Origin of the sequence: Daejeonella oryzae DSM 19973, assembly GCF_000422945.1 — a bacterium.
GTDB lineage: Bacteria > Bacteroidota > Bacteroidia > Sphingobacteriales > Sphingobacteriaceae > Daejeonella > Daejeonella oryzae.
Window position 1 is genome coordinate 725,493 of the sequence record NZ_AUHA01000002.1, and the last position, 14,210, is coordinate 739,702.

Annotated in this window: 12 protein-coding genes and 1 pseudogene; 4 read left to right on the forward strand and 9 right to left on the reverse strand. The window is 38.5% G+C overall.

Features of this window, described 5'->3' with window-relative positions; genetic code table 11:
* Positions 1 to 2: 2 nt before the first annotated feature.
* The 4 genes from G521_RS0103530 to G521_RS0103545 form a co-directional block, all read right to left on the reverse strand.
* Entirely contained in the window at positions 3 to 566 is a 564-nt protein-coding gene (locus G521_RS0103530) for an RNA polymerase sigma factor (RefSeq protein ID WP_026897293.1), read from the reverse strand.
* Between the two features lie 152 nt (positions 567 to 718).
* A complete protein-coding gene (locus tag G521_RS0103535) occupies positions 719 to 1,282 on the reverse strand; it encodes an AAA family ATPase (RefSeq protein ID WP_169447819.1) in 564 nt (187 codons plus the stop codon).
* Positions 1,279 to 1,899: a nicotinamide riboside transporter PnuC gene (pnuC, locus tag G521_RS0103540; RefSeq protein ID WP_036678085.1), complete on the reverse strand. Its 621-nt coding sequence runs from the start codon at positions 1,897 to 1,899 to the stop codon at positions 1,279 to 1,281. The genes G521_RS0103535 and pnuC overlap by 4 nt, the downstream gene beginning before the upstream one ends.
* A 166-nt stretch (positions 1,900 to 2,065) precedes the next feature.
* Complete coding sequence (locus G521_RS0103545) at positions 2,066 to 2,593, reverse strand: hypothetical protein (RefSeq protein WP_036678088.1); 528 nt, start codon at positions 2,591 to 2,593, stop codon at positions 2,066 to 2,068.
* A gap of 153 nt (positions 2,594 to 2,746) precedes the next feature.
* Between G521_RS0103545 and G521_RS17660 the strand changes: the two genes are divergently transcribed.
* From G521_RS17660 to carB, 3 genes are all read left to right on the forward strand, one after another.
* A complete protein-coding gene (locus G521_RS17660) occupies positions 2,747 to 3,724 on the forward strand; it encodes an energy transducer TonB (RefSeq protein WP_026897297.1) in 978 nt (325 codons plus the stop codon).
* Positions 3,725 to 3,761: 37 nt separating this feature from the next.
* Positions 3,762 to 4,766, forward strand: coding sequence for an energy transducer TonB (locus G521_RS0103555; RefSeq protein WP_026897298.1), 1,005 nt, complete (start codon positions 3,762 to 3,764; stop codon positions 4,764 to 4,766).
* A 177-nt stretch (positions 4,767 to 4,943) separates the two neighbouring features.
* Complete coding sequence (gene carB, locus G521_RS0103560) at positions 4,944 to 7,760, forward strand: carbamoyl-phosphate synthase large subunit (RefSeq protein ID WP_026897299.1); 2,817 nt, start codon at positions 4,944 to 4,946, stop codon at positions 7,758 to 7,760.
* Between the two features lie 149 nt (positions 7,761 to 7,909).
* Here the strand turns inward: carB and G521_RS0103565 are convergent, their stop codons facing one another.
* The 5 genes from G521_RS0103565 to G521_RS0103585 all read right to left on the reverse strand — a co-directional run bounded on the left by G521_RS0103565 (position 7,910) and on the right by G521_RS0103585 (position 12,970).
* Entirely contained in the window at positions 7,910 to 8,398 is a 489-nt protein-coding gene (locus tag G521_RS0103565; RefSeq protein WP_026897300.1) for a DUF4920 domain-containing protein, read from the reverse strand.
* Between the two features lie 96 nt (positions 8,399 to 8,494).
* A complete protein-coding gene (gene radA / locus G521_RS0103570; RefSeq protein WP_026897301.1) occupies positions 8,495 to 9,874 on the reverse strand; it encodes a DNA repair protein RadA in 1,380 nt (459 codons plus the stop codon).
* 81 nt (positions 9,875 to 9,955) lie between these two features.
* Entirely contained in the window at positions 9,956 to 11,506 is a 1,551-nt protein-coding gene (locus tag G521_RS0103575; protein WP_026897302.1) for an Rne/Rng family ribonuclease, read from the reverse strand.
* Between the two features lie 298 nt (positions 11,507 to 11,804).
* Complete coding sequence (locus G521_RS0103580) at positions 11,805 to 12,653, reverse strand: tetratricopeptide repeat protein (RefSeq protein ID WP_026897303.1); 849 nt, start codon at positions 12,651 to 12,653, stop codon at positions 11,805 to 11,807.
* A gap of 17 nt (positions 12,654 to 12,670) precedes the next feature.
* The gene (locus G521_RS0103585) at positions 12,671 to 12,970 is read right to left on the reverse strand and encodes an HU family DNA-binding protein (RefSeq protein WP_026897304.1); all 300 of its coding nucleotides are present in this window, start codon (positions 12,968 to 12,970) and stop codon (positions 12,671 to 12,673) included.
* Between the two features lie 171 nt (positions 12,971 to 13,141).
* Here G521_RS0103585 and mutY point away from each other — a divergent pair.
* Positions 13,142 to 14,179, forward strand: a pseudogene (mutY, locus tag G521_RS0103590) (A/G-specific adenine glycosylase); the annotation flags it as partial.
* Between the last annotated feature and the right edge of the window lie 31 nt (positions 14,180 to 14,210).

Consider the following 14,210-nt stretch of genomic DNA (forward strand, 5'->3'; position numbering starts at 1 on the left):
TATTAGTTATAATGTATTCCCTGATGCTTCAAAATTTCAACAAGTTTTCTGCGAGCCCGCATAAATTGTGTTCTCGAAGTATTTTCACTGATCTTCAGAATATGAGCAATTTCTTCATGATCATACCCTTCCAAAAGATACAGGGAAAGTACCACCCGGTAACCATCCGGAAGATGCTGTATAGCCGCTTTTACCTGTTGAACTTTTAATTCAAGCTCTTCAAAATCATCGGGTTCTGTATCCGGAAGATCTTCAAGATGTGCATCATCAATAGAAACCAGATCCATTTTTCGTTTCCGCAAATGCGAGATCGATTTATTAATAACGATCTGTTTCATCCACAGGCCGAAAGTAGTTTCCTGCCGAAAATCTGCAACCCGCCTGAAAGCATCTATGAAGGCTTCCTGCAAAACATCCGCAGCTTCATCTGCATTGTTTAGTATCCGCAATGCGATATTAAACATGGCTTTTGAATAAAGCTTGTATAAATCGTACTGGGCTTTTCTACTTCCTTTTTTGCAATCAACCACCAGGTCGAAATGCTGATCTACATAAATAGCTTCCAAAATCTCACATTCTGATTAATAGACGCAAGCGTTAATTAAACGTTGCATCAGTGATGACTAATTTTAAAAATGCTAAACTAAATGATTCTAAAAAGGGCTTATGTTAATAGAATGTTAATGCACAAAATTGAGAAGGTATTTTACAATGGGATTTAATTTGAACCCATAAAGTTATCAATTGCAGATATGGCATTGTTTAACCTTTCCTCATCATTTCCCGAAATCAGTAAATAATCTGCATTTAAAGATTTCAATTCCTGATGCCAGATCTGCAAAAAATGTTCCCGTAAATGTGGAAAATCACGCAGAGGATCATCCTGCCAGGGTAAATCAATATTCATCAGCAGATAATAATCATAGCTATGCTGAGGCAGCATTTCTAAAACTTCGGCCGGAGATTTTCCGAAAATATGATCACTCCAAATCTTAACGGTTAAGAATGTGGTATCACAAATCAAAATCTTATTCGCCTGAGGCAGGAGTTTATTTTCGAGCTCTAATTGTCCGTGAAACATATTTATTTCGTCCTGCCAGTTACAGGGTTCTGTCAGGCTGTTACAATAATCCCGTGCAAATTCAGGTACCCAGATAGTATTGTAATGTGAGGCCAATTGTTCGGATATAGTTGACTTCCCCGTTGATTCAGGGCCTACTATGGCAATTTTTTTAATGATTTCCGAAATTTCAACCCGCACAGAATTACTTAACCCGGTCATATGTCTTTAAGTTTTAAAGATAGATGATAGGATTTTTTCCAATCCAAATATCCGACTACAGCGAGGCCGAGAAAAAGGATGTATAAAAGCGTAGTTAGGGCCAAATCCTTATACAGGTATAATGGCACATAGCATATATCAACAATGATCCATAGAATCCAATTTTGCAAAACTTTGCGGGTCATTAAAAATTGAGCTATAAAACTCAGGGATGTGCAAAAGCCGTCGGCATATGGCACATTAGAATCTGTATAGCTATCTAAAATATATCCCATAAATATTGTCAGCAAAGAAACCCCGGCTATAACTTTTAGTATTTCATTAGTATTGAGGCTTACTATAGGTTTGGAATGTTCTTCTTTCAGCTTATGCCAATAATACCAGCCATACGCAGATGTGGCAAGAAAGTAAAGCTGCAAAACTGCATCTCCATATAATTTATACTCGTAAAACAGAAAGGCATAAGCCAAAACGCTGATAATTGCAATTGGCCAGTTCCATATATTTTGCCTGGCAGCGAGATACACACAAATAAAGCCGGTTATGGTACCCAGCCACTCGAGCCAGGAAGTTGCAATAAGCTGTTTAATTATTAATTCCCAAAAAGAGCTTTCCAAATCTGTAATAAATTATTTATAGTAATACAGGTACGCTGCTGTTTCAAATATCTTATTTATTTGTTGAATAGAGCGAGACAACAACCTGAACCTTTAATTATATAAACAAAAAATCCTCCTGCTTCACAGCTGGAGGATCACATTAACCAAACATAATTAAATAAAACTATCGGGTTGCGGGTGCAACGCTAAAACCTAAACTGGCTTTAACACTTGCATCTACATTAATTGACTCTCTTAAAACGTATTCCATACGTACACGTACCGTAGATCCTTTAATATAATCATCTAAAAAACGAGAATTGTCTATATCCAAAACCAGACTGTTCCCGGCTGTAGATGCAATATCAGTTCGTGAAGCGACTAAAACCTCGCTTGAACCGTCTCCTCTTGAAATATACATCTTGATAGATTTAATTACACCTAGGCTTTGGTTGGATGGATTACTTGCTTCAATTTTTGCAGAAGCAATCCGGATTTCTTTAACCGATTCGGTGTTTGAGCCCTGGCCGGTAAAGATCTGATCGAAGCTGTTAGCAGAACTGGTAGCCGACAACGTAGTGCCTGTACGGCTCGAAGCCGGGATAACTAATGTTGAAGTGTATGGAAATGTTGAACGTACTAATGATTGTACGGTTGCACAACCGGTTAACATACTTGCTATGGCAATAAAGCCTATAATGGTCTTTCTCATAATATAATTATTGATTTGCCATAATATGCAAAAGCCGTTCCATGCTTGGTACGATAGAATCTCTTCTTAGTTACAAATTTTTATGCATAGGTACTAATTTGAATAAAGCTTACTTATATTCATCCGAAATTTTAAAACCACTTACCATATTACATGAAATTAAATTTACTGCTTATCTTATTCCTGACGACATCCATTCAAAGCTTTGCCCAAAAAAGAAATATTTACCTTCTTAAAAATGACGGACGCCAGGTTCAATTAAAAGACAGTGCAGATTTTATTCGCATTATCCAGGAACCTGATTCTGGAAGTACTTTTTTTAAGGTTTTAGAATTTTATCCTGATAATTCCCGAAAATTTATTGGCGAAGCCTCCTCATTCGAACCCAAATTGATTTTTGAAGGGCCTACCATACTTTACCATAAAAATGGTAAGAAGTCAGAGAATATTAGCTATTTAAAAGGGGTAAGAAATGGAATGGCCTATTTTTTTTATCCCAATGGCCAGCTAAAAAAAGTACTGGAATATAATACCCCGGATGGAATGACAGAGGCTATTAGTCATAATCAGTCGATAAGATTTAAAGTAATGGAATATTATGATGCCTCGGGGTCACAGCAGGTTAAAGATGGAAATGGGTATGCTGTGATAGATGAGAATGATGGAATACATGAAGAGGGAAAATATTTAAACGGTAGAAAAGATAGCATGTGGAAAGGCTCTCATAAGCTAGACGAAAATACCAGGCACTACCAGGAAAGCTATAACCAGGGCAAATTGATATCAGGAATCCAGACACTACCGGATGGTACTCTTCGAAATTATACTCAGCTCATGGAATTTCCGGAATACAAAGGCGGAATAAAAAATTTCTACGCCTTTCTCGGCAAAAATTTCATGTACCCTTCAGATGCAAGAAAAAATGGAATACAGGGAAAATTAATTTTGGGTTTTATAGTCAAGGCCGATGGTAACATTCAGGATATTAAAGTACATCAATCTGTAAGTCCTTCAATAGACCAGGAAGGAATTAGAGTATTAAAAAAAGCAGGGAAATGGATTCCCGGAAAATTCAGGGGACAGCCCACAAATGTCAGCTATGTAATTCCCCTTAGCTTAAATCTGAACTGATCCGATAAAATATTAAAATAATTTCTGCGGGATCCACATGAAACATATTTTCCTAATCCTGATCAGCCTTTTTGCCTCGGCTCAAAGCTTTTCTCAAAACCAAAATATATACTTTCTAAAAAATAACGGCCGGGAAGTAAATCAGAAAGACAGTGCAGATTTTATTCGTATTATCCGCAAGCCGGATTCTGGAAGTACTTATTTCACGGTTTCTGATTTCTATCCTAACAATATTAAAAAATTTGAAGGTAAGGCTCCCTCAATTGGATTACAGCCACAGTTTGAAGGCCAAACAATAACATTTAATGAAAAGGGACAAAGATCAAAACTCATACCTTATCATAGCGGTATGAAATACGGATTAGGCTACCACTTTTATCCCAATGGGAGATTAAAAATGGCTGTGGATTATCACAGCAATCTGGAAAGAGCTCAGAATGGGGATAATGAATTCAGGGTGATTAATACGTATGATTCAGTAGGCTTTCAGTACGTTAGAGAAGGGAACGGGTTTGCGGTTATAACCCATAATACCGGCATGGTTAAGGAACAGGGAGATTATTTGAATGGGTATAAAAATGGGATTTGGAAGGGTATGTATCAAGAAGCCGGCAGATCTTATGAAGAAATTTATAAAAAGAATAAGTTAGTTTACGGAATTCAGAAAACTTCTAATGGAAACATTATAAAATACACCCAATTAGAAGAAACTGAAAGGCCGGCAGGTATTAAGAGGCATGTCGATCTTTATTTAACATCTATTTTTAAGTATCCTAAAAAATTAAGAAAAGATAAAATTAAAGGATATACAAAAGTATTTTTTGACATTAATACAGACGGTACCCTTTCTAATATACACATACAGCCATCCTTAAATGCCTCAATAGATTTAGAAATAATACGAATTTTAAAAGACACAAATAATTGGATTCCTTTAAAAATCAGAGGTCTGCCGGTTAAATCATCTCGTACGCTTATATTTAATGTCTCACCTTCTGGAACTCGTGTTTCATCTAAGGGCTGGCGGAATAAGCCCATTTAAATAACACGTTAGAAACTTCAGCCCCGCATCCTTCTAAGCTTATCATATTTTTATCCTCAAACTAAGCCCAAAAAATCTATCTTTGCATCCCGACAGACCAGTCGGGATTTTTGTTTCCAAAAGCTTCGGAATCTCGTTGCGAGTCATATAAAATTTTTGACCTTTTTTTCGATTCCCATGCCCAGAGACACCTCCATACACTCCGTACTGATTATTGGTTCAGGCCCCATAATTATTGGCCAGGCCTGCGAATTTGATTATGCAGGTTCACAAGCCGCACTTTCTCTAAAAGACGAAGGCATCAGCGTTTCCATTATCAACTCCAATCCGGCAACAATCATGACGGATAAAGTAATTGGAGACCATGTTTATTTGCTGCCGCTTACCTGCGAAAGCCTGGAGATTATTTTACAGGAACAAAAAATTGATGCGGTTTTACCTACTATGGGTGGGCAAACAGCCTTAAACCTTTGTAAAGAGGCAGAAGAACGCGGCATCTGGGCAAAATATGGTGTCCGCATTGTTGGTGTGGATGTTGCCGCAATAGAAAAAACCGAAAACCGCGAAGAATTCCGCCAGCTGATGGTAGATATTGGCGTTGGCGTTGCAAAATCAAAAATTGCCAATTCTTTCCTCGAAGGAAAAGAGGCCGCTCAGGAAATTGGTTTCCCACTGGTAATTCGCCCTTCGTATACCTTAGGCGGATCCGGAGGTGGTATTGTTTATAAAAAAGAAGATTTTGACCATGCTTTGAGCCGTGGCTTACAGGCCTCACCAACTCACGAAGTATTGGTTGAAAAAGCAGTAATAGGCTGGAAAGAATATGAACTTGAATTACTTCGCGACGGCAAAGACAATGTGATCATAATCTGTTCCATTGAGAATTTTGATCCGATGGGAATACATACCGGCGATTCAATTACTGTAGCCCCGGCTATGACATTAAGCGACCGGTGTTACCAGGATATGCGTAACCAGGCAATCCGCATGATGCGGGCAATTGGCAATTTCGCCGGCGGCTGCAACGTACAATTTTCGGTCGATCCGGCTACTGAGGATATTATAGCTATTGAGATTAACCCTCGGGTTTCCCGTTCATCGGCCCTGGCTTCAAAAGCAACCGGTTATCCTATTGCTAAAATTGCGGCAAAACTAGCTATTGGTTACAATCTCGATGAAATCGAAAATCAGATCACTAAAACTACATCAGCCTATTTTGAGCCTACGCTCGATTATGTAATTGTTAAAATTCCACGCTGGAATTTTGACAAATTTAAAGGAGCCAATACAGAACTGGGTCTGCAAATGAAGTCGGTTGGGGAAGTAATGGCTATTGGAAGAACCTTTATCGAGGCGCTCCAGAAAGCATGTCAGAGTTTAGAAACAAACCGCTTAGGCTTAGGAGCCGATGGTAAACATGCCCGCCATCTGGATGAAATCCTCCACGGACTGGAACATCCAAGCTGGGATCGCCTTTTTCTGATTAAGGATGCAATGAGTTTAGGGGTTCCATTGGAATCCATCCGCAAAATAACGCATATTGATAAATGGTTCCTCACACAGATCCAGGAACTTGTGCAACTTGAAACTGAATTAAAGCGATATTCATTAACAAACATCCCTAAAGACTTTTTCGTTACACTGAAGCAAAAAGGATATTCGGATGGGCAAATAGCTTATTTACTGGGTAACGTTACCGAGGATGAAGTTTATGATCGCCGCAAGGAACTTGGAATTAAGCGGGTTTATAAAATGGTAGATACTTGCGCCGCCGAATTCCCTGCTAAAACGCCGTATTTCTATTCCACTTTTGAAGATGAAAATGAATCAATAGTAAGTGACAAGAAAAAGATCATTGTCTTAGGTTCAGGCCCAAACCGCATTGGTCAGGGTATTGAGTTTGATTATTCATGCGTACATGGTTTGCTGGCTGCCAAAGAAGCCGGTTATGAATCGATCATGATCAATTGCAATCCCGAAACCGTTTCTACGGATTTCAACATGGCCGATAAATTATATTTTGAGCCGGTATTCTGGGAGCATGTTCGCGAAATCATTGAACTGGAAAAACCTGTTGGAGTAATTGTGCAGCTTGGCGGACAAACAGCGCTTAAAATGGCCCAAAAATTCCATGAAAAAGGAATAAAAATTATTGGAACTTCTTTCGATAACATGGATATTGCCGAAGATCGCGGACGCTTTTCTGACCTGTTAAAAGATCTTGACATTCCATACCCTAAATACGGTGTGGCCGAAAGTGCGGAAGAAGCTCTTGTTGTAGCTCAGCAGGTTGGTTACCCGGTTCTTGTTCGGCCAAGTTATGTTTTAGGCGGACAAGGCATGAGCATTGTGATTAATGACGAAGATCTGGAAAAGGCCGTTGTTAACCTGCTTAAAAACATGCCCGGAAACCGCGTTTTAATTGATCATTTCCTGGATCGGGCAGAAGAAGCAGAATCTGATTCCATTTGCGATGGTGATGATGTACACATTATCGGCTTAATGGAACATATTGAGCCTGCCGGGATTCACTCGGGTGATTCATACGCTGTTTTACCTCCTTTTAATTTATCCGCAGAGGTCATTAAAAAAATGGAAGAGCATACCATAAAAATTGCTCATGCACTTAATGTACGCGGATTGCTAAATATTCAATTCGCTATCAAGGATGAAAAAGTATATGTGATAGAAGCCAATCCAAGAGCATCGCGTACAGTTCCGTTTATTGCTAAAGCATACGATGTGCCTTACATCAACATCGCTACTAAAATTATGCTCGGCGCAAACAAACTTAAAGATTTTACTATTGAGCGTAAACTGGATGGCTACGCTATTAAAGAACCTGTATTTTCTTTTGATAAATTCCCTGAAGTTGAAAAGCAATTAGGTCCCGAAATGAAATCGACCGGAGAGGCAATCCGATTTATAAAATCCCTGGAAGATCCTTATTTCAGGCATTTATACAAAGAGAAATCAATGTACCTGAGTAAGTAAGTAAAATATCCCGCAATTACGTAGCGGGATATTTTAGTTCATGTCAGGTTTAAGACACTGAAAAACTCAAACTTTAGTTTCCACTGAACACAAAAAAACCTCATCACCCAAAGTGATGAGGTTTTATATTTTCCTTTTATCTAATCTGCTTAATTCAATACAACTACACCTTTGGCTTCGTAAGCCAGTTCTTTTTTAGGAAGTGTAATCTTAGCAATTTCAGAAGCAGATTTATTGGCATCCTTTGCATAATGCTGCTGATCTTCAACGGATGCGGTATCGGTGTAAGCAAAACCATCTAAAATAACTTCTTTCCCTTCCAGATCTTTCGGAACAAAAATCTTATAGTCTTTAAACGTAATCCGAAGATCTTCACCGTTATCCAATTTCATCAGCATCCAACAGCCTTTTTTTTCGCAAACTTCGTTCACAACGCCTTTAATTTTAAGATCCAGCTTGGATTCATCCTGCATGGCAGTACGCATGGCTGCTAAATCAATTACATTGTCGTTTTTTACCGAGTCGCCATATACGGCAGTTCCTTTGATATTGCTTATTGCCTGAAGTTCAGTTTTAGGTTTTACAGAGCAGGAAGTAAGAATGAACGCTGCCCAAAGTGAAAGTAAAATATTTTTCATAGTAAATTAAATGAGGAACAAATTTGCATAAATTATTTGACCTTGTTTAAAGCAAGCGATCATACCCTTGTAAAAATTTAGTGGATAAAGCCCTGTCTATCCAAATAATAAATGAAATACCTCTTCAACTTTGGCAACCGGAACAATTTCAATCTGATACTTGCTGATATCCAGACCTTTCTTATTGTATTTCGAGATAAATATTTGTTCAAACCCTAATTTCTCTGCTTCCGCGATGCGCTGCTCAACTCTGTTAACAGCCCTGATCTCGCCGGATAAGCCCACTTCTGCAGCAAAGCACACTTTGGTTCCAACCGGCATGTCTTCATGAGAGGAGATAATAGCTACTACAACGGCCAGATCTATAGCCGGATCTTCTACCCGCAGTCCTCCGGCAATATTTAGAAATACATCTTTCGTGCTCAACTTAAATCCGCAGCGTTTTTCTAAAACTGCCAGAAGCATGTTCATCCGTTTTGTATCGAAGCCGGTAGCAGATCGCTGAGGAGTTCCGTATGCAGAAACACTTACCAGCGCCTGGGTTTCAATCAGCATCGGACGCAAGCCTTCCAGCATAGCTGAAATAGTGATTCCGCTCAATGGTTCATCACGCTGCGACAGCAGTATTTCTGAAGGGTTGGAAACTTCGCGTAAGCCGCTCCCCTGCATTTCATAAATTCCCAGTTCTGATGCTGATCCAAAGCGATTTTTTACTGCACGCAAAATTCGGTAAACGTGATGCCTGTCGCCTTCAAATTGCAAAACCGTATCTACCATGTGCTCAAGAATTTTTGGTCCCGCTATCATTCCGTCTTTGGTAATATGACCGATCAGGAATACTGGCGTTCCGCTTTCTTTGGCAAAGCGGAGTAATTCTGCCGTACATTCTCTTACCTGGGAAACGCTTCCGGGAGTAGACTCAATATGTGCCGAATATAAAGTTTGGATTGAATCTACAACCACAAGTTCGGGCTGCAGAATTTCTATTTGTTTAAATATGTTCTGAGTAGATGTTTCTGTAAGAATGTAACAGTTCGCTTTCGAAAAGGACTCTATCCGTTCGGCCCGCATTTTTATTTGCTGATCGCTTTCTTCACCAGATATATATAAAACTTTAAGTCCCGGCAAATTCAGAGCTATCTGAAGCATCAGGGTTGATTTTCCGATACCGGGTTCACCGCCGATCAAAACCATCGAGCCGGCAACAATTCCACCGCCAAGCACCCTGTTGAATTCCTTATCAGGAGTAATTAAACGGCTCTGTTCAGAGTAAGTAATTTCATGGATAGCAGAAGGTTTATTAGAACGCTGCGTACTTGTAGAACCTGCCTTCCAATCAGGAACGGAAGTATTTGCCTTTTCAATAATTTCTTCAACGAATGTATTCCAGGAATTGCATGAGGGACATTTTCCAAGCCATTTGGCAGATTCATAGCCACAGCTCTGGCAAAAATACGCGGATCTGGTTTTAGCCATATTTGATTTTAGATTTTTAAAATTACGATTTACGATTCAGGCTAACAGCTAAAATCGCAAACCGTAAATCTAAAATCATTATTATAATTTTATCTCTTCTTCTTTAGAATTAATAAAATGAAATTCTGTTAAATAATAACTGGCTACAGCTTTCACCTTTACCCATTTATTAAATTTAAAGAACCATTTCCACTGACAGGAAATCAAGCCTTTTTTAATATACGCTTCGATGTACGGATGCACACACAAGGTTATATTTTTTTCGTTTTGCTCATTAAGGATGTAATTGAGGTTGCTTTCAATATCATCCATTAAAATAATACTGGCTTTAATTTCACCGGTACCATCACAAGCAGGGCACTTTTCGTTAGTAATGATATTCATTTCCGGACGAACACGCTGCCTGGTTATTTGAACCAGCCCAAATTTGCTTGGAGGCAAAATGGTGTGTTTTGCACGATCCAAAAGCATTTGTTCTTTCAGATAATCAAAAAGCTCTTTGCGGTTCTGAGGCTTGTGCATGTCGATAAAATCGATCACCACAATACCACCCATATCGCGTAAGCGTAATTGACGGGCAATTTCTTTTGCTGCCTCCATGTTTACCATCAGCGCATTTTGCTCCTGGTTTTCAGGATTAGCTGTGCGATTACCGCTGTTTACATCAATAACGTGCAGTGCTTCGGTATGCTCTACTACTAAATAGGCGCCACCCGGAAGGTTTACCGTGCGGCCAAAAGCAGTTTTTATTTGCTTTTCTACACCGAAATGTTCGAAAATAGGTTCCTTGTGCTTGTATAATTTAACAATCTTTTCAAGCTCAGGAGAAATTTCATGAACATATGAACGGATTTCTTCATAAATAGCTACATCCGAAACATGGATGTTTGTGAAATCTGCATTCAATATATCCCGGAGAATAGTAGAGGTCCTACCCATTTCTCCTAAAATTTTTTTAGATGGCTCTGTATGGGGTAAACGCTTGGTAAAGCTTTCCCATTTATCAACAAGGTCTAACAGATCTTTTTGAAGTTCTGCCACCCCTTTGCCTTCAGAAACGGTGCGAATAATCACACCGAAATTTTTAGGCTTAATACTTTCGACAATCTTTTTTAAGCGGCTGCGCTCTGTGTTACTTTTAATTTTTTTTGATATGGAAATCACATCAGAAAAAGGAACAAGAACCACAAAACGGCCGGCAATAGAAATATCTGAACTCAACCTTGGACCTTTGGTTGAAATTGGTTCTTTGGCAATTTGAACCGGCATGAGCATATTCCGGCTCACGATTTCTGAAATTTTTCCGGATTTATTAATATCCGGTTCCAGTTTAAAACTATTCAGCAGTTTATCTTTATAACTGCCATTCTTTACAATCTTCGTCAGCTTTAAAAGCGACTGAACCTGCGGCCCCAGGTCAAGATAATGCAAAAAAGCATCCTTCTCATAGCCTACATCAACAAAAGCAGCATTTAGCCCGGGCATGATTTTTTTAATCTTGCCCAGATAAATATCGCCAACAGCATAATTGTTATTGACTTGCTCAGTGTTTAATTCTACGAGTTGCTTGTCTTGCAGTAAAGCAATAGTAACCCCATTAGGGGATGAATTGATAATTAATTCCTTTACCAATAGCTACTGTTTATGATGGTGATTTTTGAGTCCACCATGCGTTAAATACAAGTATGAATTAGAAATACAGAGAAAAGCAGTAAACCTCCGTCGCTTTGGAGCGGGAGGTTTACTATATGTCTAAGGTTAAAATGATCTTAGCCGAAGCTGAAAAAGATCGCTCTAAAATGACTGCTTACTATTTTTTCTTATGTCTGTTCTTTCTTAAACGCTTTTTACGTTTGTGAGTAGCCATTTTATGTCTTTTTCTTTTTTTACCGCTTGGCATAACTTTAGTTTTTTAAATGTTTTATAATAATTATTGCTTTAATTCTTTGATTTTACGGTCTACAAACTGACCTAAACTCGGATCGGCGGCAAGCTCCTTGCTTTTAAGGTACGCCATAATCGCATCCTCTTTTAATCCCTGGTTTTCATAGCTTGAAGCAAGATAGAACCAGGCTTCAGGATCAGGCTTTTGAGCTACTACCGTTTTAAAACGATTAACAGCTTTATCAAACTGGCCTGATTTCATTGAAAATAAACCGAGGTTCATATTCGCTTTAATGTTTTGAGGATCTTCTTTAACTACCTCTAATAGCAATTGAATTCCCTGCATTGGGTTTGGCGTTCCGCTAACATACGCAATACCCAGACCTGTTCTGGCATCTAAACTCTTAGCATTAATTTCAAGAGCTTTTTGATACGCAGTGATAGCCTTTTGAACTAAAGCAGGCTGACTTAAAGAATCAGATGTATTCTGATATGCATCTGTAAAAAGATCGCCGGTTTTTAGCCAGTTTTCGTAATTACTTTCTTTACCTGCAATAAACTCGTAATAAAAGGCTGCCGGTGCAGGCTTGTTAACATCATTCCATAATTCTCCAAGCTTCTTGTGCAGAGCCGGTTTCTCACTTTCTGATGCACTTTTTAAAGAATTTTCCAGATCAGAAACCTGCTTAGCAAGATTGGCATTTAAATCCTCCTTCGCGGTAGCTGATACCTGTTCCAGGCTAACATTACTTACTGCAGCAGCCTCTGTAGTTGCAGCATTTGCAGTTCCCGGTTGTTCTTTAGGCTTAACAAGACCCTTAATATCTAAAGAAAGCAATACCGCCATCAGTAATATTACTGAAACAACAACAATTATTTGCTTCTTATTAATCATAAAGGGAGTTTTTAATATTAAGCTTCTGCTTGAGTTTTATTACCTGTTTTAACTTTTTCTACAAATACTTTTGCTGGTTTGAAGCTTGGTACAAAATGTTCCGGAATAATGATAGCTGTGTTTTTAGAAATATTACGTGCTGTTTTTTTAGCTCTCTTTTTTACAACAAAACTACCGAAACCTCTCACATATACGTTTTCCCCACTTACCATTGAATTCTTCACTACTTTGAAGAATGCCTCTACAGCCTCCTGAACATCTACTTTCTCTATACCCGTTTTTGTAGAGATCTCTGCAATAATTTCTGCCTTGGTCATTTTTGTTTTTATTCTATTATTTATCGTAAATACTTAACTGTTTTGGGGTTGCAAAAGTATTGGTTTAAATTGAATTAGGGAAATATATTGACGATTTTTTTAAACCAACTCACTATAAAACAAATAGTAAACTATTTTTGCAGCCGCCAGGTTTATAAAGAGGCGCTGATTATGAACTTTTCCGGGGAAATTATTAACTGGTATCAACTGCATAAACGTGATCTCCCATGGAGAAATACCACTGATCCTTATATCATCTGGCTTTCCGAAATTATTATGCAGCAAACCCGGGTAGAACAGGGAACGCCTTATTTTAACCGGTTTGCAGAAACTTTTCCTACCGTTTCAGATTTTGCTTCGGCAACAGAAGATGAGATTTTAAAGCTCTGGCAGGGATTAGGTTATTATTCACGGGGCAGAAATATGCATCATACAGCACAGATGGTGATGGAAGAACATGCAGGATATTTTCCCAATAAATATTCAGAGCTTTTAAAACTTAAAGGAGTTGGAGAATATACTGCTGCAGCAATTTCTTCATTTTCAAACAATGAAGCTCAGGCAGTGGTTGATGGCAATGTATTCAGACTTCTGTCGAGATATTTTGGAATTGATACCCCCATTAACACCGGAGCCGGCAAAAAACTTTTTACTGTGCTTGCCAATGAGCTGATGGATAAAAACCAGGCCGGAACCTATAACCAGGCTGTAATGGAATTTGGTTCCTTACAATGCAAACCTGTAAATCCGAATTGCTCTGTATGCCCTTTAATTAGTTCCTGCCAGGCATACCAGCAAAGTCGAATTCAGGAACTCCCGGTTAAACTGAAAGCAAAAAAAGTCCGCAACCGCTTCTTCAATTATATTGTACTTAAAAGGGAAGACCAATTTTTAATTCATAAACTTCAGAGTAATGATATATGGCAAAATCTTCATCAATTCCCATTAATTGAAACCGAGTTTGCCACAGATGCAAGTAATATAATTCAATCAGAAAATTTCACGTCGCAATTCGGGAATAAAATCATCTTAAAAAAAGTTCACCAGCCTGTTAAACATCTTTTAAGTCATCAAAAATTACATGCGCAGTTTATTGAAATTGAACCCAACGTTGATTATAAATCCATCCCAAAAAATTATTTTTTCGCTGGAGAGCAGGTTTTGAAGGAACTTGCGCAGCCAAAACTTATATTTGAGTTCCTCAAAAAGTTTTTCTAAATTGAGGGTATCTTATTTATGA

Excerpts from the sequence above, each read along its gene's own strand:
- G521_RS0103535 (WP_169447819.1), bottom strand. The coding sequence starts at position 1,282 with ATGACCGGGTTAAGTAATTCTGTGCGGGTTGAAATTTCGGAAATCATT.
- G521_RS0103585 (WP_026897304.1), bottom strand. The coding sequence starts at position 12,970 with ATGACCAAGGCAGAAATTATTGCAGAGATCTCTACAAAAACGGGTATA.
- carB (WP_026897299.1), top strand. The coding sequence starts at position 4,944 with ATGCCCAGAGACACCTCCATACACTCCGTACTGATTATTGGTTCAGGC.
- G521_RS0103545 (WP_036678088.1), bottom strand. The coding sequence starts at position 2,593 with ATGAGAAAGACCATTATAGGCTTTATTGCCATAGCAAGTATGTTAACC.
- G521_RS0103580 (WP_026897303.1), bottom strand. The coding sequence starts at position 12,653 with ATGATTAATAAGAAGCAAATAATTGTTGTTGTTTCAGTAATATTACTG.
- G521_RS17660 (WP_026897297.1), top strand. The coding sequence starts at position 2,747 with ATGAAATTAAATTTACTGCTTATCTTATTCCTGACGACATCCATTCAA.
- radA (WP_026897301.1), bottom strand. The coding sequence starts at position 9,874 with ATGGCTAAAACCAGATCCGCGTATTTTTGCCAGAGCTGTGGCTATGAA.
- G521_RS0103565 (WP_026897300.1), bottom strand. The coding sequence starts at position 8,398 with ATGAAAAATATTTTACTTTCACTTTGGGCAGCGTTCATTCTTACTTCC.
- G521_RS0103555 (WP_026897298.1), top strand. The coding sequence starts at position 3,762 with ATGAAACATATTTTCCTAATCCTGATCAGCCTTTTTGCCTCGGCTCAA.